At 64.7% G+C, this 20,017-nt stretch carries 24 protein-coding genes; 18 read left to right on the top strand and 6 right to left on the bottom strand.

All coding sequences use genetic code 11. The annotated features are described in order from the left end of the window. Positions 1-59: 59 nt before the first annotated feature. The 8 genes from rplS to leuC all read left to right on the top strand — a co-directional run bounded on the left by rplS (position 60) and on the right by leuC (position 6,184). A complete protein-coding gene (gene rplS, locus NGM99_RS15180) occupies positions 60-545 on the top strand; it encodes a 50S ribosomal protein L19 (protein WP_252820383.1) in 486 nt (161 codons plus the stop codon). Positions 546-620: 75 nt separating this feature from the next. Then, a complete protein-coding gene (locus NGM99_RS15185) occupies positions 621-1,442 on the top strand; it encodes a class I SAM-dependent methyltransferase (protein WP_252820385.1) in 822 nt (273 codons plus the stop codon). A gap of 119 nt (positions 1,443-1,561) precedes the next feature. Next, a complete protein-coding gene (locus NGM99_RS15190; RefSeq protein ID WP_252820387.1) occupies positions 1,562-2,359 on the top strand; it encodes a transporter substrate-binding domain-containing protein in 798 nt (265 codons plus the stop codon). Positions 2,360-2,505: 146 nt separating this feature from the next. Continuing rightward, positions 2,506-3,321, top strand: a complete 816-nt coding sequence (locus tag NGM99_RS15195; RefSeq protein WP_252820389.1) for an amino acid ABC transporter permease — start codon at positions 2,506-2,508, stop codon at positions 3,319-3,321. Continuing rightward, a complete protein-coding gene (locus NGM99_RS15200; RefSeq protein WP_252820391.1) occupies positions 3,318-3,953 on the top strand; it encodes a class I SAM-dependent DNA methyltransferase in 636 nt (211 codons plus the stop codon). Before NGM99_RS15195 ends, NGM99_RS15200 begins: the two co-directional genes overlap by 4 nt. A 27-nt stretch (positions 3,954-3,980) precedes the next feature. Then, positions 3,981-4,544, top strand: coding sequence for an MgtC/SapB family protein (locus NGM99_RS15205; RefSeq protein WP_252820394.1), 564 nt, complete (start codon positions 3,981-3,983; stop codon positions 4,542-4,544). Further along, positions 4,545-4,700 carry a hypothetical protein gene (locus tag NGM99_RS15210; protein WP_252820851.1) on the top strand — a complete coding sequence of 52 codons (156 nt, stop codon included), beginning with the start codon at positions 4,545-4,547 and terminating at the stop codon, positions 4,698-4,700. 71 nt (positions 4,701-4,771) lie between these two features. Further along, positions 4,772-6,184, top strand: coding sequence for a 3-isopropylmalate dehydratase large subunit (gene leuC / locus NGM99_RS15215; RefSeq protein WP_252820395.1), 1,413 nt, complete (start codon positions 4,772-4,774; stop codon positions 6,182-6,184). A gap of 74 nt (positions 6,185-6,258) precedes the next feature. On the opposite strand, the gene NGM99_RS15220 is transcribed toward leuC, so the two are convergent. Further along, on the bottom strand, positions 6,259-6,576 hold the full coding sequence (locus NGM99_RS15220) for a hypothetical protein (RefSeq protein ID WP_252820397.1): 318 nt from the start codon (positions 6,574-6,576) through the stop codon (positions 6,259-6,261). Positions 6,577-6,786: 210 nt separating this feature from the next. Here NGM99_RS15220 and NGM99_RS15225 point away from each other — a divergent pair, with 210 nt between their 5' ends. Next, positions 6,787-8,031, top strand: a complete 1,245-nt coding sequence (locus NGM99_RS15225) for a GGDEF domain-containing protein (protein ID WP_252820399.1) — start codon at positions 6,787-6,789, stop codon at positions 8,029-8,031. Here NGM99_RS15225 and NGM99_RS15230 read toward each other — a convergent pair. The 3 genes from NGM99_RS15230 to NGM99_RS15240 form a co-directional block, all read right to left on the bottom strand. Next, entirely contained in the window at positions 7,938-8,828 is an 891-nt protein-coding gene (locus NGM99_RS15230; protein WP_252820401.1) for a COG3904 family protein, read from the bottom strand. The two genes, NGM99_RS15225 and NGM99_RS15230, sit on opposite strands and share 94 nt — an antisense overlap. Further along, complete coding sequence (locus tag NGM99_RS15235) at positions 8,825-10,081, bottom strand: hypothetical protein (RefSeq protein ID WP_252820811.1); 1,257 nt, start codon at positions 10,079-10,081, stop codon at positions 8,825-8,827. The genes NGM99_RS15230 and NGM99_RS15235 overlap by 4 nt, the downstream gene beginning before the upstream one ends. A gap of 203 nt (positions 10,082-10,284) precedes the next feature. Then, positions 10,285-10,656, bottom strand: a complete 372-nt coding sequence (locus tag NGM99_RS15240) for a hypothetical protein (protein ID WP_252820403.1) — start codon at positions 10,654-10,656, stop codon at positions 10,285-10,287. 110 nt (positions 10,657-10,766) lie between these two features. Here NGM99_RS15240 and NGM99_RS15245 point away from each other — a divergent pair, with 110 nt between their 5' ends. The 8 genes from NGM99_RS15245 (at position 10,767) to msrA (ending at position 16,357) form a co-directional block, all read left to right on the top strand. Further along, positions 10,767-11,183, top strand: coding sequence for a hypothetical protein (locus NGM99_RS15245; RefSeq protein ID WP_252820405.1), 417 nt, complete (start codon positions 10,767-10,769; stop codon positions 11,181-11,183). Positions 11,184-11,545: 362 nt separating this feature from the next. Continuing rightward, positions 11,546-11,947, top strand: a complete 402-nt coding sequence (gene sdhC, locus NGM99_RS15250; RefSeq protein ID WP_252820406.1) for a succinate dehydrogenase, cytochrome b556 subunit — start codon at positions 11,546-11,548, stop codon at positions 11,945-11,947. 5 nt (positions 11,948-11,952) lie between these two features. Beyond that, the gene (sdhD, locus tag NGM99_RS15255) at positions 11,953-12,348 is read left to right on the top strand and encodes a succinate dehydrogenase, hydrophobic membrane anchor protein (protein ID WP_252820409.1); all 396 of its coding nucleotides are present in this window, start codon (positions 11,953-11,955) and stop codon (positions 12,346-12,348) included. 3 nt (positions 12,349-12,351) lie between these two features. Continuing rightward, positions 12,352-14,184: a succinate dehydrogenase flavoprotein subunit gene (sdhA, locus tag NGM99_RS15260; protein ID WP_252820411.1), complete on the top strand. Its 1,833-nt coding sequence runs from the start codon at positions 12,352-12,354 to the stop codon at positions 14,182-14,184. 30 nt (positions 14,185-14,214) lie between these two features. Further along, entirely contained in the window at positions 14,215-14,457 is a 243-nt protein-coding gene (locus NGM99_RS15265) for a FitA-like ribbon-helix-helix domain-containing protein (RefSeq protein WP_252820413.1), read from the top strand. Next, on the top strand, positions 14,454-14,888 hold the full coding sequence (locus tag NGM99_RS15270) for a type II toxin-antitoxin system VapC family toxin (RefSeq protein ID WP_252820415.1): 435 nt from the start codon (positions 14,454-14,456) through the stop codon (positions 14,886-14,888). The genes NGM99_RS15265 and NGM99_RS15270 overlap by 4 nt, the downstream gene beginning before the upstream one ends. Continuing rightward, positions 14,888-15,667: a succinate dehydrogenase iron-sulfur subunit gene (locus NGM99_RS15275; protein ID WP_252820417.1), complete on the top strand. Its 780-nt coding sequence runs from the start codon at positions 14,888-14,890 to the stop codon at positions 15,665-15,667. Before NGM99_RS15270 ends, NGM99_RS15275 begins: the two co-directional genes overlap by 1 nt. 99 nt (positions 15,668-15,766) lie before the next feature. After that, the gene (gene msrA / locus NGM99_RS15280; RefSeq protein ID WP_252820419.1) at positions 15,767-16,357 is read left to right on the top strand and encodes a peptide-methionine (S)-S-oxide reductase MsrA; all 591 of its coding nucleotides are present in this window, start codon (positions 15,767-15,769) and stop codon (positions 16,355-16,357) included. Positions 16,358-16,458: 101 nt separating this feature from the next. On the opposite strand, the gene NGM99_RS15285 is transcribed toward msrA, so the two are convergent. Continuing rightward, on the bottom strand, positions 16,459-16,884 hold the full coding sequence (locus NGM99_RS15285) for an OsmC family protein (RefSeq protein ID WP_252820421.1): 426 nt from the start codon (positions 16,882-16,884) through the stop codon (positions 16,459-16,461). 92 nt (positions 16,885-16,976) lie between these two features. Further along, the gene (locus NGM99_RS15290; RefSeq protein WP_252820423.1) at positions 16,977-18,293 is read right to left on the bottom strand and encodes a ubiquinone biosynthesis hydroxylase; all 1,317 of its coding nucleotides are present in this window, start codon (positions 18,291-18,293) and stop codon (positions 16,977-16,979) included. 275 nt (positions 18,294-18,568) lie between these two features. Here NGM99_RS15290 and NGM99_RS15295 point away from each other — a divergent pair, with 275 nt between their 5' ends. Further along, positions 18,569-19,996, top strand: a complete 1,428-nt coding sequence (locus NGM99_RS15295) for an MFS transporter (RefSeq protein WP_252820425.1) — start codon at positions 18,569-18,571, stop codon at positions 19,994-19,996. Positions 19,997-20,017 lie beyond the last annotated feature (21 nt).

The raw sequence follows: 20,017 nt of genomic DNA on the forward strand, positions 1-20,017 counted from the left end.
AGCTGCAATTGAAGCGTCGGGCGCTCTGGCTGTCGGAACAAGAAAAGGCAAAAGGTCCCATGGACATCATTCGCGAGCTCGAGGCCGAACAGGCCGCCAAGATCGAAGCCAAGCGTACGCTTCCCGAATTCCAGCCCGGCGACACGGTGCGCGTGAACGTGCGCGTCACCGAAGGTTCGCGCACCCGTATCCAGGCCTATGAAGGCGTGGTGATCGCGCGTTCGGGCGCGGGCTTCCAGGAAAGCTTCACGGTCCGCAAGATTTCCTACGGCGAAGGCGTGGAGCGCGTGTTCCCGGTCTATTCGCCGCTGGTCGAAGGGGTCGAAGTCGTCCGTCGCGGCAAGGTGCGTCGCGCCAAGCTCTATTACCTGCGTGATCGTCGCGGCAAGTCGGCCCGCATCACCGAGAACACCGGCGTGCGCGCCCGCAAGCTCAACGACGCCGAGCGCGCGGCCCTCGACGCCGAGCGCGCTCGCATCGAGGCCGAAAAGGTCGCCGCTGCCCAGAAGCTCGCAGCCGAGACCCCGAAGGAAGCCGCCGAATAAGATCGGCCAGTTCGACACCAGAAGTTCAAAGGCGGTCCATCGTGGCCGCCTTTTTCATGTCCGGGGAGGGGACGCGTGACGGACGACTATTCGAGTGCCAACAGGTTGAACTGGGAAGACCGCGCGGAACTCCACGCCTCCGACACGACCGGCTCCTACCGGATCGCCGAAGTCCTGGGCGGCGGCTCGTCTCTCCATGCGCTGGAAAGGGCGGAGATCGGCGACATTTCGGGCAAGCACATCGTGCACCTGCAATGCCATATCGGGCTCGACACGATCAGCCTGAAGCATCTGGGCGCGGCATCCGTCACGGGCCTCGACTTCTCGCCGCGCGCGATTGCGGCCGCACGCGATTTCGCGGCCCGCGCTGGCACGGATATGCGCTTCGTGGAAAGCGATGTGATGAAGGCGCGCGAGGCGCTCGGGCGGACCTATGACATGGTCTATGTCACCTGGGGCGCCATCAACTGGATCGGCGACATCTTCGCCTGGGCGCGCGTGGTGGCCTCGCTCCTGGAGCCGGGCGGCAGGCTCTATCTGCTCGAAGGTCATCCGCAGATGAACCAGTATGAGGCACGCGAGGACAGGCTGGAGCTCCTCTTCGACTGGAAGACGCCACTCGACACGCCTTTGGTCTTCGATGAGGCACAGACCTATACGGGCGACGCGCGCACGATCACGCATACGCGCAACTATGAATGGATCCATCCGATCTCGGACGTGGTCAATGCGCTGATCCAGGCGGGGCTCGTCCTCGACTTCCTCCATGAGCACGACGTGGTGGTGTGGAAGGCGTTTCCGTTCGTGGAGGCGACGGGACGGGTGGACGAGTTCCGTTTGCCCGAGACCCAGGTCAAGATCCCGATGTCGTTCTCGCTTCAGGCCTCCAGGCGATAGAAAATTCGCTCTCTTGCTCGGCCGCCGTGGAGAGGCCCCGGTGCCTGCTTTGCAAGGGAATGCGGCCCGGCTAAGGTCGCGGCCGAATTCCCTCTCCCGCTTTCCCGGAGCGCTTTCCGATGTCCCGTTTTCTTTCCCTCCTCGCCGGCATGGTTGCCGCAGCACTTCTGCCGGCCGCGGCCTCGGCGCAGACCTTGCCCGACCTGAAGGGGCGCACCGTCACGGTGGTGACGGAAAACGCCTATCCGCCGCTGCAATTCGTGGACCCCAAGAGCGGCGAGGCGATCGGCTGGGAATATGACGCCATGAACGAGATGGCCAAGCGCCTCAACTTCACCGTGGAATACAAGAACACCTCCTGGGACGCGATGATCCAGTCGGTGTCGGACAAGCAGTTCGACATCGGCATGACCGGCATCACCATCAAGGACGACCGCAAGGAGAAGGTGGACTTTTCCGACCCCTACATGCGCTCGGAGCAGTTCATGCTGGTGCGTGCCGACGAGACGCGCTTCACCGATGCGAAAAGCTTCGGGCCCAACGACAAGCTCCTGATCGGCGCGCAGGCCGGCACCTCGCCCTTCTACTCGGCGGTCTACAATGTGCTCGACGGCAACGAGCAGAATCCGCGCATCAAGTTGTTCGAGACCTTTGCGGCGTCCGTCGCGGCCCTGCAGGCGGGCGATGTGGACACGGTGCTGACCGACAGTGCGGCCGGCAAGGCGCTTGCCGCGAACTCGAACGGCGCGCTCAAGATCGTGGGCGAGCCGCTGGGCACGGAGGATTTCGGGTTCATCTTCCCGAAGGGCTCTGATCTGGTGGCGCCGATCAATGCGGGGATCGCGGCGCTGAAGGCAGATGGGACGCTGGACAGGCTGACGCAGAAGTGGTTCGTGGATTACAAGCCGGGCGAGTGAGTGGGGTTGCCGGCTGATTGGGTAATGGGTGCCGGGAACGACGTGGTGCAGGTGACCAAGTTACCCGCACCCTGTACCTGCCTTTCGCATGGCTCAAGGCGTTCGAGGCTCGAACCGAATACCCTCCCGCCCATCTGCGCCCGCTCATGAGCGCCAGACCTTCGGTTCCTGCTCGCGACTTCCCGTGGTGGCTGGTCGCGGCCGCCGCAATGGCCATCGTTGCCGCGGTCGGCATCGCCTCGAGCGATCTCTACACCCAGGTCTTCACGACCCTTCTCAAAGGTCTCGGCATCACGATCGGCGTGACGCTGATCGCCTTCGCGCTGGCGTCCGCGCTCGGGCTCCTGCTCGCGCTGATGGCGCTGTCGTCTTCGGTGGTCCTGCGCCAGACGGCGCGCTTCTATGTGGAGATCGTTCGCGGCATCCCGATCCTCGTTCTCCTGTTCTGGATCGCCTTTGCCGGCGTGCCCGTCTTCGTGGCGGGCTGGAATGCGGCGCTCGCGCCCTTGCGCGGAGCGGGGCTCGTGGACGAGCTGCTGGTGCGCGACATCTCGCTGCTCTGGCGCGCGGTGATCGCGCTGACGATCGGCTATTCGGCCTTTATCGCCGAGGTGTTCCGTGCAGGCATTCTATCCGTCGAGGCGGGGCAGATCGAGGCAGCCAAGGCACTCGGGCTTTCGCCCTTCCAGCGCTTCCGGCTGATCGTGATGCCGCAGGCGCTTCGCACGATCCTGCCGCCGCTCGGCAACGACTTCGTGGCGATGGTGAAGGACTCTTCGCTCGTCTCGGTGCTGGGCGTGGCCGACATCACCCAGATCGGGAAGGTCTATGCGGCGGGCTCGTTCCGCTTTTTCGAGACCTATTCCATCGTGGCTTATCTCTATCTCATCCTCACGGTCGGCCTCTCGCTCGCGCTGCGCGGGCTGGAGAAGCGGCTGCGGCAGGGACAGGCGGCGGCATGAGCGCGGAGCCGTCGGACGCCCTCGACGGGGTTTATGCGGCACAAACGCCCGAGGAACTGAACGCGGCCTACCAGCGCTGGGCAGAAACTTACGACCGCGAAACCATCGCGCTCGGCTATTGCCTGCCTTTCGTGGTGACGGCCTGGGTCGCGCGCCATGTGCCGCGCGAGGCGGGGCCGGTCCTCGATGTCGGCTGCGGCACGGGTCTGTCCGGCCCGGTGCTGGCAGCCCTCGGTTATGCCCATGTCGAGGGGCTCGATTTCTCTCCCGAAATGCTGCGGCTGGCCGAGGCGCGCGGGACTTACCGGCGGCTCACACAGGCGACGCTCGGCGAAACGCTGCCATTCGCGGATGGTGCTTTTGCCGCCCTGTTCTCGACGGGCGTCTTCACGGAAGGCCATGCGCCGGCTTCGAGCATGACCGAACTCGCGCGGATCCTCGCGCCGGATGGCAAGGCGGTGCTGACGGTGCGCAGCTCGATCTTGCAAAGCGGCGGTTTCGAACAGGAATTCGCGAGGCTTGAAGCGGCGAAGATCTGGCGAGAAGTGGAGCGAAGCGAACCCTTTCGTGCCTTTGTTATGGCCGAACCCGAAGTGCTCGTGCAAAGCTTCGTCTTTGAAAGGAACGGCTAGCGAGAGGCGAGGGGAGGCGCCGCGGCGATGTTCAGCGAATTGGCAGACGAATTCACCCATCCGACCTTCACGGCTTTTCCCGTGATCGTCGCACGGCTGCTCTTTGCCGCCGGGCTCGGCGCGCTGATCGGCTTCGAGCGGGAATGGCGCAACCATCCGGCGGGTCTGCGCACGCATATCCTCGTCTGCCTTTCCACCGCGACCATCGCCATCCTCACCATCGAACTCGCCCACAGCCCGGTGTTTCGCGGCGAGGAGATGACCTTCGACCCGATCCGCATGGTGGAAGCCACCACCGCCGGCATCGCCTTTCTCGCCGCCGGGCTGATCGTTTTCGCACGCGGCAAGGTAAAGGGGCTGACGACCGGCGCCGGGCTCTGGTTCGCGGGGGCGATCGGCCTTTGTTGCGGCTTGGGCCTTTGGCAGATAGCGCTCTTCGCGACGCTGCTTTCGGTGGTGGTGCTGGGCGTGCTCGGGTTTCTCACCGACAGGCTCGAAAAGACCTCGCCCGACGACGAGCGGATGGATGGCGCGATGGGTGGCCCAATGGATGGCCCAATGGCCGGCTCGAACGAGAGCAAGGCATCGTGATTGTTTGCGCTTCGCAGTTCTGCTAAAGCGCTCGCCACCATGGAAGAACTCTTCGGAGATCCGGCTTACCGCCGCTTCACGCTGCAGGATCGCAAGCGTCTGCCTGCGCGCTTCTTCGCGCGGGTCGTCGGCGCGCGGACCAGCCGACTTCGCTGACCTTTTCTGGCGCGCCTCACGCGCCGAGATGTCAGCTTTCATCTTCCATATTCAATGCCTAGGAACGCGCCATGAGCGGAAACCCACGCACCCTTTACGACAAGATTTTCGACGACCACGTGGTCGACCGTCAGGATGACGGCACCTGCCTTCTCTATATCGACCGCCACCTCGTGCACGAGGTGACGAGCCCGCAGGCTTTCGAAGGCCTGCGCATGGCCGGCCGAAAGGTTCGCCATCCGGAGAAGACGCTGGCAGTCGTCGATCACAACGTGCCGACCAGCCCCGATCGCATCTTCGGCATCAAGAACGAGGAAAGCCGCATCCAGGTCGAGGCGCTGGCCAAGAACGCGCATGATTTCGGCGTGGAATATTATGACGCGGCCGACCGCCGTCAGGGCATCGTCCACATCGTCGGCCCCGAGCAGGGCTTCACGCTGCCGGGCATGACCATCGTGTGCGGCGACAGCCACACCTCGACGCATGGCGCCTTCGGAGCGCTCGCGCACGGCATCGGCACCTCCGAGGTCGAGCACGTGCTCGCGACCCAGACGCTGATCCAGAAGAAGGCCAAGAACATGCTGGTGCAGGTGGACGGCCAGCTGCCGCCGCATGTCACGGCGAAGGACATCATCCTCGCCATCATCGGCGAGATCGGCACGGCCGGCGGCACGGGCTATGTGATCGAATATGCGGGCGAGGCGATCCGGTCGCTGTCGATGGAAGGCCGCATGACGATCTGCAACATGTCGATCGAAGGTGGCGCGCGCGCCGGCCTCATCGCGCCCGACGAGACCACCTTCGCCTATGTGAAGGACAAGCCGCGCGCACCCAAGGGTGCGGCATGGGACATGGCGCTCGACTACTGGAAGACGCTGCACACGGATGAAGGCGCGCATTTCGATGCGGTCGTACGCCTCGATGCCGCGAAGCTGCCGCCCATCGTGTCCTGGGGCTCTTCGCCTGAGGACGTCATCGCGGTGACCGGCGTGGTGCCCGATCCGGCCGCGATCGCGGACGAGACCAAGCGCCTCTCCAAGATCCGCGCGCTCGACTATATGGGTCTGACGCCCGGCACGCCGATCACCGATATCCGGCTCGACCGCGTGTTCATCGGCTCGTGCACGAATGGCCGCATCGAGGACCTGCGCGCCGTCGCGAGCGTCGTGAAGGACCGCAAGGTCGCCTCCACGATCTCCGCGATGATCGTGCCGGGTTCGGGGCTCGTGAAGGAGCAGGCCGAGGCCGAAGGGCTCGACGTGATCTTCAAGGCGGCCGGTTTCGACTGGCGCGAGCCGGGCTGCTCCATGTGCCTCGCCATGAACGACGACCGCCTCAAGCCGCACGAGCGCTGCGCCTCGACCTCCAACCGCAACTTCGAAGGCCGCCAGGGCTTCAAGGGCCGCACCCACCTCGTCTCGCCGGCCATGGCAGCCGCGGCGGCGATTGCGGGCCACTTCGTGGATATCCGCGAGTGGCAGTGAGTTGAAACGACTTTAAAAATGAAAAGGGCGGGAGCACAGGTCTCCCGCCCTTTTCGTGTGAGACTTGAGGTGACTCAACCTTCGCGCCGGACCATTTCGTAGAAGCTGTCTTTGACGGGAACGTCCGGGTTTTCCTCGGCCACGACGAGTGCCAGTTCCTGCTTGTCGAACTCGGCGAACCAGTCGTCCCACTCCACGAGTTCGATGCCGCCGGCGTTTTCCGGGCGTTCGGGGGTGTCCTGGTCCTGATAGGCGCGCTGGTCGAAGACGATGCGCAGGAGCGGCTGGGTGCCGGCTGTGGGGGAGATGTCGACGATGGCCGGTGAGCCGATGCGCGCGGCTGCCCAGTCGCGAATGGCTTCGTGGTCGGTCAAGGTGACGGTGTCGGTCATCGGGCTTGGTCCTGCTGTCGCTGTGAATTCTCCCGCTTGAAGCGGGTGTTATCGCCAAACGTCAGGCGCGGTCGCGAGTTCCGAGAGCTTCACAAGCGCGTGAGGTCTTCGACGATGCTTGCCATTTGCCGTAGCGTCAGCAATTGCGGTCTCGATCTTAAACACTTCTTCGTCGCTTACTGCTTGAAGGGCCCGAGGGAATAGAGGGTCATGAGCAGCGCTGGCGTCGCACTCTTCACGAATCTGGTTGTCGCCGTGCTTCTGGCATCGGCCTTTCTTGCGATCAGCTTCTATGACGGCCGGCGTGCTGCGCGCTGGATCGCGCTGTCCTATGCCACAGGCATGGCCGCGCTCAGTCTGGAATTCGTGATCGCCGGCTTCGGTGCTTCCCGACCGATGGTGGTCGTCAATTTCGGCGGCTTTCTCCTGGCGACCCTGTTCTTCAATGTCGGTGTCGCGCGACGCATCGGCGCGCGCGTGCCTTGGGCGCTGATGGGCACGCTGTTCGGCGTCTCGCTTTTGACAACTTGGCTCAGCGCCGACTGGACCGGGCACCTGTTCTGGGGCTCGGTCGTTTATCAGCTGCCTTATGCGCTGATGCAGTGGATCGGTGTCGGCATCATCTTCTCCGACAGGAAGCGCGACCGCCTCGACACGATGCTCGGCGTGGTGCTCGCCATCTCCGGCGTGCAGTTTCTTCTCAAGCCGGTGATGAAATGGCTGTCGGGTGGGCTGGGGCAGGACCCGGCGCTTTACCTCGAAAGCACCTATGCGGTGATCTCACTCTCGATGAGCGCCATCTGCGCCCTGGCGCTGGCGCTCACCATGCTCGCGATGTTCGCGCGCGACGTGTTGCGCGACGTCACCCAGCGCGCCGAAATCGATCCGATGTCGGGCGTGCTCAATCGCGGTGGCTTCGCGCGACAGGTCGAGATGGCACTGCGCGACGCGGTTGCGCACGGACTGCCGGTTTCGCTCGTGCTGGCCGATCTCGACCACTTCAAACAGGTGAACGACACGCTCGGCCATGCCTCGGGGGACCGGGTGATCGAGGCCTTCGGGACCTTCATCCGCTCTGCCGGCGAGCACCGGCTGATCGCCGGGCGTATCGGCGGCGAGGAATTCGCGATGGTGCTGCCGGGCGTCAATCTCGCCGCGGCGCGCCTCTTCGCGGAGACCGCACGCAGCAGTTTCGGCAGTCTGGCGATTGCCGGTCTGCCTATCCAGCGGCGCTTCACGGCGAGCTTCGGCGTGGCCGAAGGCTATCCCGACGAGGGGCTCGACAGCATGCTGCGACGTGCGGACGAAGCGCTTTACCGCGCCAAGGCCGAGGGGCGGAACGCCGTGCGAACCGCGCTTCCTTATGTTCCAGATGCGCTCGGGCTGGCTTCGGCGACGGGGGCCTCACCGGTCGTCAGGCGGTACCGCACCAGCTCCTCGGGTGCGAAGCGGTAAAGCGCACGCGGCGGCGTTTCGAGCGCATGCAGCCAAAGGGCCGGATCGACGCCCATTTCAGTCAAATGGCGCGTGATGAGTGCCGTGGTCGCTTGCGCATCCGCCATCACTTGGGCCGAGGGGCGGCTGCGGTCGTTGGCGGGCGCATAGAACTGATGGACGCCGAGCGAGGCCTTGGGCGCGGCGCTGCGGTTGGTGCCGCCGACGAAGATCAACGGGCAGGATGAGGCGCATTGCGCGCCGTCATCGACGCGGGTGTCGATCTTGCGCTCGCGGATGAGCTTCGCCATGGCGATGGCGTCGTGCAGCGAGCCGCCGGGGGAGTCGAGCGCGACGGTCTTCACATATTCGCCGCGCGCATCGAGCTCGGTCTTGAAGCGCTCCGCGGCACCCGGATCGATCGAGCCCTTGGCCGAAAGCGTGCCGCCTTTTTCGAGCGTGAATTGCATCGGGTTGCGTGCGAGGTCCGGGTCGGACGGCACGAATGGCTCGGTGTTGCCGGGTGCCGTCGGGCCATCGGTCTCGACGTCCGGCGGCATGAAGGTCGGGGCGCCCGGGACCGACGGAGCGCTCACGAAATCGCTGCGCTGCTGGAGATGGTAGAAGTCGAGGCCGAGCACGCAAAGCGTGCCCAAGAGCATGCCGCGAAACACGACGCGCACCATGGCGCCATCGTCGATGCGCGCGAGGAGCTGCTTGGCGCGCTCGACGGGGTCGGTCCGGGTCCGTGATACGTGATCATCTGCCGGCGCGCCGGGCAGGGGGCTTTCCGGGGAAGGGGCTTGCGAGGCGTTCATGTTTCGCCTCGCTTGCGCTCAGGGCCGGCGGCTGTGATCGGTGTGACGTTCTGGGGCGCGGCAGGGGCGGTCTCGACCACCTCTGAGATGGCCGCCGCATCGGCGACTTCCGTGGCACGCTGGCGCGCGCGCAGAGCCTCGTGCAGGTCGAGCGAGCGGAGAAGGTCGCCAGCGGTCAGGCGGTCGGCGTCGATCATGCCTTCCTCGTTGCGCCGCATCGCTGAATGCACCACCGCCATGATGCCGACGAGCACGCCGGGAAGGAGGTCGATGGAGATGGCGCCGGCCCAGGAGGGGATGAAGTCGCCCGCATAGCGCAACACGGCTTCGGCCGAGGTGAGCGGCACATAGCGGCGCTCCTGGACCTTCGGCTGGGCGAGGATTTCGGCCGCCGCATCCGACAGCGCCTTGGACTGGGCCGCGACGGACGCGCGGATCGTGTCCATCACCTGATCCTGCCGCCCGGCGAGATCGGCGGTGCCGCCGTCGGCCACGGGCGCGATGAAGCCGACCGAAAGATCTGCTGCCGCACGCGATACGGAGGGCGCGATCGAGGTCTGTTCGAGCGAGGAGATGATGCCGGCGAGCGCGACGGATTCGGTCGCAAAGCCGTCGGACCGCTCGGCGATGGGACCGGAGGCCGACACCAGCGCGCGCATGGCGGACAACCGCGCCTGACCTTCCGTGAAGCGGGCTTCCACCGTTTCACGCGAGGCGGCGACCGTGTTCTCCAGTTCCTTCATCTGGGCCGACATCTGGCTGAGCAGCTGCACCACTGAGCCCGAGCCGGTTGTGCCGGTCAATGCGCCCGAGGTGCGCTCGACATCGGCCAGGCGTGCGAAGCGTTCGCCTGCGCGCTGGATGTCGGGCAGAAGCGAGATGGCGCCCAGCGCATTGCTGTGCGCCTGATCGAGGTCGGCTGTATAGCCTTCGACGGTGATCGCCAGATGCTGCTCGACGGCCGCCGAGCCTGCAAGCGCCGCTGCATTCAGCCACGAGGCCATGGCGACGATCATCGCCGAGCCGACCGCCATGATCACGATCAAGGCCATGCGCGAGCCGTTGTCGATCATCTCGGGCAGGAAGCGGATGAGGTAGGTCCAGAAGCCGTAGATCGCGACAGACACCGACACCGAATACATCAGGGCCGCGAAGAACACCTCTGTCGCCGAGCCGTCGAGCAGTGAGCGGACGCCAAGATAGGTGTAAACGCCCGATCCCAGCGCCAGCGTGGCGAGCACGAAGCGCGTCATGGTTTCGAGCCCGGCAAGCTGCTGCCGGAGCCGGTTGGCCTGCACGGCCCGGCCCGAAACGGCGGCGGCCAGTGGTTCGTTCATGACGGACGCTTCCTCACTCAAACACTTGGACTGGATGCGGAGGGGAAGATCGTGGTTAAAAGAGGGCTGACGGCACGGTGGCGCCGGTGGTCACGCGAAAGCGAACGCTTTTCCCCGACCTAGCGCGTCTGGCAGGGTGAGAGCTCGGGCATTTCGCCATCCGCGAGGCCATACATGTAGCCGCGCCCTTTCACGAAGACCGGCGGCCGGTAGCAGTCGCCGTCGTGCTCGGCGTATCCGGTTTCCTGCTCGGTGCGAGGCTGCGTGCCATAGACCACGCGTGGCGCGTCGGCGCGGGCATAGCCCCGCATCTCCTGCGCGAGATGGCCCTTGCCGACCACGATGCGCTTGTAGCCGGCGCGGCTCCAGATCACGAGATTGTCATAGGAATCGGCCTCGATCTGGTCGTGGAGACGGTCGGCCTGCGCGGGCGCGGTGAAGAAGGCACCGATTGCGAGTCCACAGGAGAGCAGAAGGGCTTGCAGTCGCATCGTCATCTCCAATCTAAGCGCGAGTGGCGCGGGTGATTCCCTGGATTTAAGCCTTCCTTAATCTTTCTTAACGCCGCAAGTTGCACAAATGGCCGAGCCGAACGGATTTCATGGTTAACAGAAGCTTTTTCGGCGCCGGAGCGGTTTGTCGAAGCAGTGCGGCGGCACTTCTGGTGGTTCTTGCCGGCTGCGTATCGTCGCAAGGTGACACGCTTGCCGCCATGACGCCGCCTGCTTCGCTGCCCACCTCGCTGCCGGCCGACTCCGATGCGGTTCCCGTGCCCGCCCAGCAGCCGCGTTACGCGGCCTACCTCTGCGAGGGTGGCGGGGCGCTGACCGTCGAGAACTTCCAGACCTCGGCGCTGGTGGTCGGACCCAATCGGGAAAGCGCGGAACTGCCTGCGTCGCCATCGGGCCAGACCCGGCGCTATGCGGCAGCGCCTTACGTGCTCGAACTCGACGGCACCCGTGCGACCTTTTCGCGAAAGGGCAGAAGGCCCCTTTCCTGTGCTCGAACAGAGCCTTAGAGTGCCCGACAGAACCCCGAGGGTCTGACCGCCGGTTCTTTTCCGCTTTCGCATCGTTGCCGATGCTCACCTATGCTCTGCATAGGCTGTGCTCGGCGCCTCGCGACAACGAAAAAGCCCTCGCTAGCCCTCAGCCAGTGGTTCTCTCAGGCACTCTTAATCGATTGGAAGAACTTTCAGGGCTTTCGCAGCGCAACATGGCGCGTTAAAGCCCTTTCACTGAAGCGCTTCGCGCTTTGAACCCGGACGTCGAAGCCATGCAGCGGGCGGCCGGAACAAGTTCGGAGCCGGGCGCCGCGAGCCGCCTCTCCTGCCAGCGTCGTGGGAAACCGCGCCGCAAGCCGACAAGGACCGGAACCAGAATGAGCCAGCAGGCAGCCTCGCGCCCCAGGCCGCTTTCTCCCCACCTGACGATCTACAAGCCGCCGATCACCATGGCGATGTCGATCATCCACCGCATCACCGGCGGCGCGCTCTATTTCGGCACGTTGCTCGTCGCATGGTGGCTGCTTGCCGCAGCCACCTCGCAGAGCCAGTTCGTGTTCCTCAGCGAATGGTCAGAGACGATCATCGGCCGCCTCATCCTCGTGCTCTACACCTGGACGCTGATGCACCACATGATGGGCGGCATCCGCCATCTCGTCTGGGACACCGTGCATGGGCTGGAAAAAAACAATTCCCGCAAGATCGCCTGGGCGACGCTTGTCGTCTCGATCACGCTGACCGCGCTGATCTGGGCCACCGTCATCTGGACCAAGGGCTGATCACGATGGCACATGAGAATTCCAAGATGCAGACGCCACTGCGCCGCGTTCGCGGGCTCGGCACCGCACATGAGGGCACCGGCCATTTCTGGGTGCAGCGCCTGACGGCGGTTTCCAACATTCCTCTGGTGCTGTTCTTCGTCGGCCTCATGATCGCGCTCGACGGGCGCAACTTCGCGGACACCCGCGCGGTGATCGGCAATCCGATCGTCGCGCTGCCGCTTCTGCTCGCATTGCTGTCGATCCTGACCCATATGAGGCTCGGCATGCAGGTCATCATCGAGGACTACGTGCACAGCGCGCTGCTCAAGCCCGTCCTCGTGATGCTCAACACCTTCTATGTGGTGGTGATCGGCGCGGTCAGCGCCTTCGCCATCCTCAAGCTCGCCTTTGGAGGCTGACCTTTGGCCGACACTTCCGCAGCTGCCGGCAGCGGCTATTCCTTTGTTGACCACAAGTTCGACGTGGTCGTGGTGGGTGCCGGCGGCGCAGGCTTGCGCGCGACGCTCGGCATGGCCGAGCAGGGCCTGAAAACTGCCTGCATCACCAAGGTCTTCCCGACCCGCTCGCACACGGTCGCCGCGCAAGGCGGCATCGCGGCTTCGCTCCAGAACATGGGCCCCGACAGCTGGCAGTGGCACATGTACGACACCGTCAAGGGGTCGGACTGGCTCGGCGACGTGGATGCCATGGAATATCTCGCCCGCGAGGCGCCGGCCGCCGTCTACGAGCTCGAGCATTACGGCGTGCCGTTCTCGCGCACCGAGGAGGGCAAGATCTACCAGCGGCCCTTTGGCGGCCACATGATGAATTTCGGCGATGGACCGCCCGTGCAGCGCACCTGTGCCGCCGCCGACCGCACCGGCCACGCGATCCTGCACACGCTTTACGGCCAGTCGGTGAAGCATCACGCGCAGTTCTTCGTGGAATATTTCGCGCTCGACCTGATCACCGACCCCGATGGGACGGTGACGGGCGTGGTCGCCTGGAACCTCGACGACGGGACCATTCACCGTTTCGCGGCGAAGATGGTGGTCCTGGCGACCGGCGGCTACGGGCGCTCCTATTTCTCGGCGACTTCGGCGCATACCTGCACGGGCGACGGCGGCGGCATGGCCTCGCGCGCGGGTCTGCCTTTGCAGGACATGGAATTCGTGCAGTTCCACCCGACCGGCATCTATGGCGCGGGCTGCTTGATCACCGAAGGCGCACGCGGCGAGGGCGGCTATCTCGTCAATTCCGAAGGCGAGCGCTTCATGGAACGCTATGCGCCGTCCGCCAAGGATCTGGCGTCACGCGACGTGGTTTCGCGCTGCATGACGATGGAGATCCGCGAAGGCAGGGGCGTGGGCAAGAACAAGGACCACATCTTCCTCCACCTCGACCATCTCGACCCGGCCGTGCTCGCCGAGCGCCTGCCCGGCATTTCGGAATCCGCACGCATCTTCGCGGGCGTCGATGTCACGCGCGAGCCGATCCCGGTTCTGCCGACCGTGCACTACAATATGGGCGGTATCCCCACGAACTATTGGGGTGAGGTGCTGAACCCGACTGCGGAAGAGCCCGACCGTATCCACCCCGGCCTGATGGCCGTGGGCGAGGCAGGTTGCGCTTCCGTGCACGGCGCCAACCGTCTGGGCTCGAACTCGCTGATCGACCTCGTGGTGTTCGGCCGCGCGGCAGCGATCCGCGCGGGCGCCGTGATCGACCGCGAGTCGGCTGTGCCGACGCCCGACAAGGCATCGCTCGACAAGATCATGACGCGCTTCGACCGTATCCGCTACGCTGACGGCTCGACGCCGACGGCCGTGCTGCGCGAGAAGATGCAGCGTGCCATGCAGGAGGACGCCGCCGTGTTCCGCACGGAAGAATCGCTTCAGCAGGGCGTGCGCCGCATGAAGGCGATCTGGGACGAGATGAAGGACATCAAGGTCTTCGACCGCTCGATGATCTGGAATTCGGACCTGGTCGAAACGCTCGAGCTCGAAAATCTCATGATCAACGCAATGGCGACCGTGGTTGGGGCCGAAGCCCGCCACGAAAGCCGCGGCGCGCATGCGCATGAGGACTATCCGAGTCGCGACGACCAGAACTGGCGCGTCCACACGCTGTCCTGGGTCAAGCCCGACGGCGAGGTGCCGCTGGCCTATCGCCCGGTTCATGTCGAGCCGCTGCTGAAGCAGGAAGACGGCGGCATCGATCTGGCGAAGATCGCGCCGAAGGCGCGGGTGTATTAGGATAAGGGTCGAAACGACGGACCATAGGCCATGGAAACGCTGACGATCCCCGATCTGGACGAGCAGACTTTCTCTTCCCTGCAAGAGCAGGCGCAGAGGGATGGAAAATCTGTCGAGCAGGAGGCGGCCGATCTGATCCGACAGGGTCTGCGGCGGAAGGCCTGGGATCCTGTGGCTTTGGTTGCAGAAGCCAAGCGAATTCAGGCCATGACGCCGAAAGGGGTGAAACAGACGGACTCCGCGCTTCTTCTGCGAGAAGATCGCGACCGGTGAGCCTCGTTATCGATGCCTCGGTGGCCATCAAATGGGCTGTCGGTGAAGAGGGTAGCGATGCTGCGACAGCTCTTCTCGGTCGTGATGAACCGCCCGTTGCTCCACAATTCGTTCTTCCCGAAAGTGCGAATGTGCTTTGGAAGAAGGTGGCGCGTCGGGAGCTCGATGCAGGCCAGGCTGAGGTTGGTTTGGCTCTGATCGCAAGAGCGTTTCCGAGCCTCATCCCCGACGCCAGCTTGATCGATCGCGCGCTCTCGATCGCTCTGGAATTATCGCATCCCGTCTACGACTGCCTTTACCTCGCCTGCGCTGACAGCACGGGCTTTCCTTTGGTGACGGCGGATAAACGCTTATATGAGAAGGCAAGATCGAGCCGACATGCCGGCCTCCTGCGCTTTCTCGATCATCCCACTTCAACGGGGTCAACCTGATGGTCGAACTCACACTCCCCAAGAACTCCAAAATCCGCACCGGTAAGACGTGGCCGAAGCCGAAAGGCGCGACGAACTTGTCGGAATTCCGCATCTATCGCTGGTCGCCCGATGACGGCGAGAACCCGCGTGTCGATACCTACTATGTGGATCGCGACGATTGCGGGCCGATGGTGCTCGATGCCCTGCTCTGGATCAAGAACACGATCGACCCGACGCTGACGCTGCGCCGTTCGTGCCGCGAAGGCATTTGCGGGTCGTGTGCGATGAACATCGACGGCGGCAACACGCTGGCCTGCACCAAGGGCATGGACGACATTTCGGGTGCGGTGCGCGTTTATCCCCTGCCGCATATGCCGGTGGTGAAGGACCTCGTGCCCGACCTCACCGTGCCTTATGCGCAGTTGTCCTCCATCGAGCCATGGCTGCAGACGGTGTCGCCTGAGCCTGCGGCCGAATGGAAGCAGAGTCATGAGGACCGCCAGAAGCTCGACGGGCTTTACGAGTGCATCCTGTGCTTCTGCTGCCAGACCTCGTGCCCGTCCTACTGGTGGAACGGCGAGCGCTATCTCGGCCCCGCCGTGCTGCTTCAGGCCTATCGCTGGCTGATCGATTCTCGTGACGAGGCGACGGGCGAACGGCTCGACAATCTTGAGGATCCGTTCCGCCTCTACCGCTGCCACACCATCATGAACTGCACCCAGACCTGCCCCAAGGGCTTGAACCCGGCCAAGGCGATTGCCGAGATCAAGAAGATGATGGTGGAGCGTCGGGTCTAAGCCCGCTCTCGGACGTTTCACGAAAGCTTTTAAAGCCGGCCTCTACCCTTGAGGCCGGCAGTGGCGCTACTGATTCTCCTCTGACGACCGGAGAGTTCGATGCGCATCCTTCTCGCTCTAAGCCTCACCTTCGCGGCCTGGGCCATGCCCGCAGCGGCCGAGACCAAGACCGCGATCTTCGCGGGCGGGTGCTTCTGGTGCGTGGAATCGGATTTCGACAACGTGCCGGGCGTGCTTTCCACGACATCGGGCTATATCGGCGGCGAGAACCAGAGCCCGACTTACGAGAACCATCCCGGTCATCGCGAGGCGGTGCGGATCGAGTACGATTCCGCCAAGACCGACTACAACAAGCTCCTGACGGCATTCTGGCATTCGGTGGATCCGCTCGATGGCGGCGGGCAGTTCTGTGATCGCGGACATCCTTACACGACCGCGATCTATGCCGTGGGTGACGCCGATCTGGCTGCGGCCAAGGCGTCCAAGGATGCAGCGGAAAAGGAACTCGGACAGAAAGTGGCGACGGAAGTGGCCGCCGCACCGCAGTTCTGGGCTGCGGAAGACTATCACCAGGATTACTACAAGAAGAATCCGGTGCGGTATAAGTACTATCGCTATGCCTGCGGCCGGGACGCCCGCGTCGAGGAAGTCTGGGGCGACAAGGCGCATGAGGGGATTCTGGCGCACTGATGCATGGTTGGCGTCGTGCCGGGGGAGACCTTTTTAGCGTGCTTGCAGCTTCGAAACAAAAGGGCGCCAAATAGGCGCCCTTTATTCGATCCGGGACCTGATCAGGCCAGGCTGGCGTCCAGCGACACCTCGATGGCACCGAGTGCCTTCGAGACCGGGCATTCCGTCTTGGCCTTTTCCGCCAGTTCCTTGAACTTCGCCTCGTCAATGCCGGGCACAGTTCCCTTGAGGGTGATGGCACTCTTGGTGATGCCCGTGCCGGGGATCAGCGTCACCACTGCCTTGGCGTCGAGCTTTTCGGCAGGCGTGCCGTTTTCGGCCAGGAAATGCGAGAGCTGCATGGCATAGCAGCCGGCGTGCGCCGCTGCGATCAGCTCTTCCGGGTTGGTGCCCGAACGGCCGCTCTCATCCTCGAAGCGTGCCTTGAACGAATAGGGCAGGCTGCTGATCGCGCCGCTCTGGCTTTCGAGCGAGCCGGTTCCATCCTTGAGGCCGCCCTTCCAGACGGCAGTTGCGTGGCGATCCATCCTGGTTCTCCTTTGAAACTGTTTGCGCGGTCTCGTGCGCCGCGAGCCCGATATAGGGCGCTCGCGGCGAAGGCCACGGCACCCCGCGGAGATTAGATGCGCTCGCCCCGCAACAGGCGTGGCGCGTCGGTCGAGAGACCGGCGGCTTGGCCGATAAAGAACCCCTTCACGCGCGGCAGGCGGTCGACGATCCCCAGACCCACATCGCGGAGGGTGCGAAGCGGGCCGAAATCGTTCGAAAAGAGGCGATTGAGCACGTCCGTCGACGCGCCCAGCTGGAACGTGTCCCAGCGGCGCCAGCGTTGGTAGTTTTCGAGCACGTCGAGCGCGCCGATGTCCCGGCCGTGGCGGTCGGCCTCGACGATGACTTCGGCGAGTGCCGCCGCATCCTTGAAGCCGAGATTGAGGCCCTGGCCGGCGATCGGGTGGATCCCGTGCGCAGCATCGCCCACCAGTGCGAAGCGGGGCTTCACGAAATCGCGTGCGAGCGTCAGCGACAGTGGCCAGGCCTTCGCTTTGCCATCCACACGGATCTCGCCGAGCTTCAAGCCAAAGCGTTCTTCGAGTTCGACCTCGAACAGCAATTCATCCGCCTCGACCAGCCGGTTCGCGTCTTCCTTTTTCTCGGTCCAGACGATCGAGGAACGGTGGCCCTTCTCGTCCGCCTTCAACGGCAGGATCGCGAAGGGGCCGGCAGGCAGGAAATGCTCTTCGGCGCGGCCTTCATGCGGGCGCGAATGGCGGACGGTGCAGACGATGCCCGATTGGCCGTAATCCCAGCGCACGGTCTTGATGCCGGCCTGATCGCGCAGGCGCGATTTCACGCCGTCTGCCGCGACGAGCAGGCGAGTTTCGAGCGCCCGGCCATCGGCGAGGCGGACGGAAACCCCGTTCTCCGCGGTGTCGAAACTGTCCACGCCCACGCCGTCGATGAAGCGCACGCCGGCTTCCTCGGCTTTGGCGCGCAACGCGCCGTTCATCGGCCCGTTCGGCACCATATGCGCAAAGGGCTCGCCGGGGCCGACCGCGCCGTCGAAGGTGAGGAAGACGGGGCGGATCGGATCGGTGCGGCGGGAATCGGTGACGACCATCTCGGTGATGGCTTGCGCCTGTGGCGCGATCTCGTCCCAGACGCCGAGGCTCTTCAACATGCGGCAGGCAGCGGCGGCGATGGCGGAGGCCCGGCCGTCGCGCGCGGACGCACCCTTGGGCGCCTGGTCCGCCACGAACACTTCCAGATTCGGCCGTGCCTGCTTCAACCCGAGCGCGGTGGCCATGCCGACATAATTGCCGCCCGCGACGAGGATGTCCGCCTTGAGCGGAAGCGCATCCGCAGCCCCGTTCTCCGCTGATGCGTCACCGGCACCGGTTCCAAGGGGCGCATCGATCGTCCTGGCGCGTCGGGCCATGCTTTGACACCTTCTGATCGGTTCAGTCGAGGCGGATATAGGGCAGCGCAGCGCAAACTGCCCGCAACATCCCTGTGTCATCCGCATGGAGCCTGACGGCTTCGGGTGACCACACGACTAGCCATTTGGGCGTCGCGAATCAATTCAGCCTGGATGACGCCCAATGCAGTTGTCCGACGCGCCGCGCAACCAGTTGCGACCTTCCGCATTCCTGGCCGCAGCCGGATCGATGCCTCAGGCTCCGTTGACCCGTTTCCGATGCCAGGAGAGCATCCATGAGCACGCTTGCAGCAGCGCTTCCGGCTGGACGAGCCGAGCCACGATCACGCTCGGTTCGCGCGCTTGGCGCGGTGAACTTCTTTCTGGCCGATGTTCGCGACGGGCTCGGGCCGTTTCTCGGCATCTTCCTGATCGGACAGGGCTGGAGCACGGCCACGATCGGTCTGGTGATGACGATCGGCGGCATTGCCGGCATGCTGGCGACCACGCCCCTCGGGGCGCTTGCGGATGCATCCAAGGCCAAGCGCTTCATGGTCGGCTTCTGCGCGGCTCTGGTGATCATCGCCTCGCTCGCCATCCTGTTCATTCCGAGCTTCGCCTTCGTGACCGCTTCGCAGATCGCCACCGGCGTGGCGGGCGCTGCGATCGGCCCCGCCATTGCGGGGCTGACGCTCGGCCTTGTCGGGCAAAAGGGCTTGGCGCCGCAGCTCGGGCGCAACGAGGCGTGGAACCATGGCGGCAATGTCTTCGCCGCCGCCGGTGCCGGCTTCTTCGGCTACGAGTTCGGACTGACCGCCGTTTTCATCCTGATGACGCTGATGGCGGTCGGCTCGATCGTCGCGGTTCTCATGATCAAGCCCGAAGACATCGATCACAACGTGGCACGCGGTCTCGAAAAGAAGGGCGATGCCGAAGCGGAAGCGCCTTCGGGCTTCAGCGTGCTTTGGAAATCGACGCCGCTCCTCGTACTCGCCGGGACCCTGATGCTGTTCCACTTCGGCAATGGCGCGATGCTGCCGCTTCTGGGTCAGCAGGTGGCGACGCAGGCCGAAAGCGGCGAGGCCGTTCCTTCCGGCGGAGCCACCGCATCGCCCGGCGCCTCCACGCAAGGCGCGACCCCACCTGCGCAAACCGACCCTTCCGTGCAAACCACTATCGCGCCGGGGCAGGCGACGGCCGGGCGGCCGAGCACCGAACCTGTGCGTCAGAATTCCACGCTCGAAACGCTCCTGGCCGACCCGGTCTCCTACACGGCTGCGACCGTCATCATCGCGCAGCTGACCATGATCCCGATCGCGTTGCTCGCGGCGAGCTTCGCCAACCGCCGGGGCTACTTCCTCTTGCTCGTCGCAGCGCTTGTCGCCCTGCCGATCCGCGGGCTGATCGCGGGATTGTGGCCCAATCCCTATGCGCTGATCCCGATCCAGATGCTTGACGGCGTTGGGGCCGGTCTGCTGGGTGTCGCTGTGCCCGGCCTCGTCGCGCGGATGCTGCGGGGCACCGGGCACATCAATGCGGGCCTTGGCGCGGTGATGACGGTTCAGGGCGTCGGCGCCTCGCTCAGCCCGGCCATTGCGGGTCTGATCGTGGCGCGCTACGGCTTTTCCGTCGCCTATCTCGTTCTGGCGGGCTTTGCCGTGTGCGGCCTGGCTCTCTGGTTGATTTCCTCTCCCAAGATCGCTTCCGCCTGCTCCGGCGATTAAACGGAGGCGGGCACCGCCATC

It is taken from the genome of Mesorhizobium liriopis (assembly GCF_024053505.1).
Classification (GTDB): Bacteria; Pseudomonadota; Alphaproteobacteria; order Rhizobiales; family Rhizobiaceae; genus Mesorhizobium_B; species Mesorhizobium_B liriopis.

Excerpts from the sequence above, each read along its gene's own strand:
- rplS (WP_252820383.1), top strand. The coding sequence starts at position 60 with ATGGACATCATTCGCGAGCTCGAGGCCGAACAGGCCGCCAAGATCGAA.
- NGM99_RS15190 (WP_252820387.1), top strand. The coding sequence starts at position 1,562 with ATGTCCCGTTTTCTTTCCCTCCTCGCCGGCATGGTTGCCGCAGCACTT.
- NGM99_RS15195 (WP_252820389.1), top strand. The coding sequence starts at position 2,506 with ATGAGCGCCAGACCTTCGGTTCCTGCTCGCGACTTCCCGTGGTGGCTG.
- NGM99_RS15200 (WP_252820391.1), top strand. The coding sequence starts at position 3,318 with ATGAGCGCGGAGCCGTCGGACGCCCTCGACGGGGTTTATGCGGCACAA.
- NGM99_RS15205 (WP_252820394.1), top strand. The coding sequence starts at position 3,981 with ATGTTCAGCGAATTGGCAGACGAATTCACCCATCCGACCTTCACGGCT.
- leuC (WP_252820395.1), top strand. The coding sequence starts at position 4,772 with ATGAGCGGAAACCCACGCACCCTTTACGACAAGATTTTCGACGACCAC.
- NGM99_RS15220 (WP_252820397.1), bottom strand. The coding sequence starts at position 6,576 with ATGACCGACACCGTCACCTTGACCGACCACGAAGCCATTCGCGACTGG.
- NGM99_RS15225 (WP_252820399.1), top strand. The coding sequence starts at position 6,787 with ATGAGCAGCGCTGGCGTCGCACTCTTCACGAATCTGGTTGTCGCCGTG.
- NGM99_RS15230 (WP_252820401.1), bottom strand. The coding sequence starts at position 8,828 with ATGAACGCCTCGCAAGCCCCTTCCCCGGAAAGCCCCCTGCCCGGCGCG.
- NGM99_RS15235 (WP_252820811.1), bottom strand. The coding sequence starts at position 10,081 with ATGACGCGCTTCGTGCTCGCCACGCTGGCGCTGGGATCGGGCGTTTAC.
- NGM99_RS15240 (WP_252820403.1), bottom strand. The coding sequence starts at position 10,656 with ATGCGACTGCAAGCCCTTCTGCTCTCCTGTGGACTCGCAATCGGTGCC.
- NGM99_RS15245 (WP_252820405.1), top strand. The coding sequence starts at position 10,767 with ATGGTTAACAGAAGCTTTTTCGGCGCCGGAGCGGTTTGTCGAAGCAGT.
- sdhC (WP_252820406.1), top strand. The coding sequence starts at position 11,546 with ATGAGCCAGCAGGCAGCCTCGCGCCCCAGGCCGCTTTCTCCCCACCTG.
- sdhD (WP_252820409.1), top strand. The coding sequence starts at position 11,953 with ATGGCACATGAGAATTCCAAGATGCAGACGCCACTGCGCCGCGTTCGC.
- NGM99_RS15265 (WP_252820413.1), top strand. The coding sequence starts at position 14,215 with ATGGAAACGCTGACGATCCCCGATCTGGACGAGCAGACTTTCTCTTCC.
- NGM99_RS15275 (WP_252820417.1), top strand. The coding sequence starts at position 14,888 with ATGGTCGAACTCACACTCCCCAAGAACTCCAAAATCCGCACCGGTAAG.
- msrA (WP_252820419.1), top strand. The coding sequence starts at position 15,767 with ATGCGCATCCTTCTCGCTCTAAGCCTCACCTTCGCGGCCTGGGCCATG.
- NGM99_RS15285 (WP_252820421.1), bottom strand. The coding sequence starts at position 16,884 with ATGGATCGCCACGCAACTGCCGTCTGGAAGGGCGGCCTCAAGGATGGA.
- NGM99_RS15290 (WP_252820423.1), bottom strand. The coding sequence starts at position 18,293 with ATGGCCCGACGCGCCAGGACGATCGATGCGCCCCTTGGAACCGGTGCC.
- NGM99_RS15295 (WP_252820425.1), top strand. The coding sequence starts at position 18,569 with ATGAGCACGCTTGCAGCAGCGCTTCCGGCTGGACGAGCCGAGCCACGA.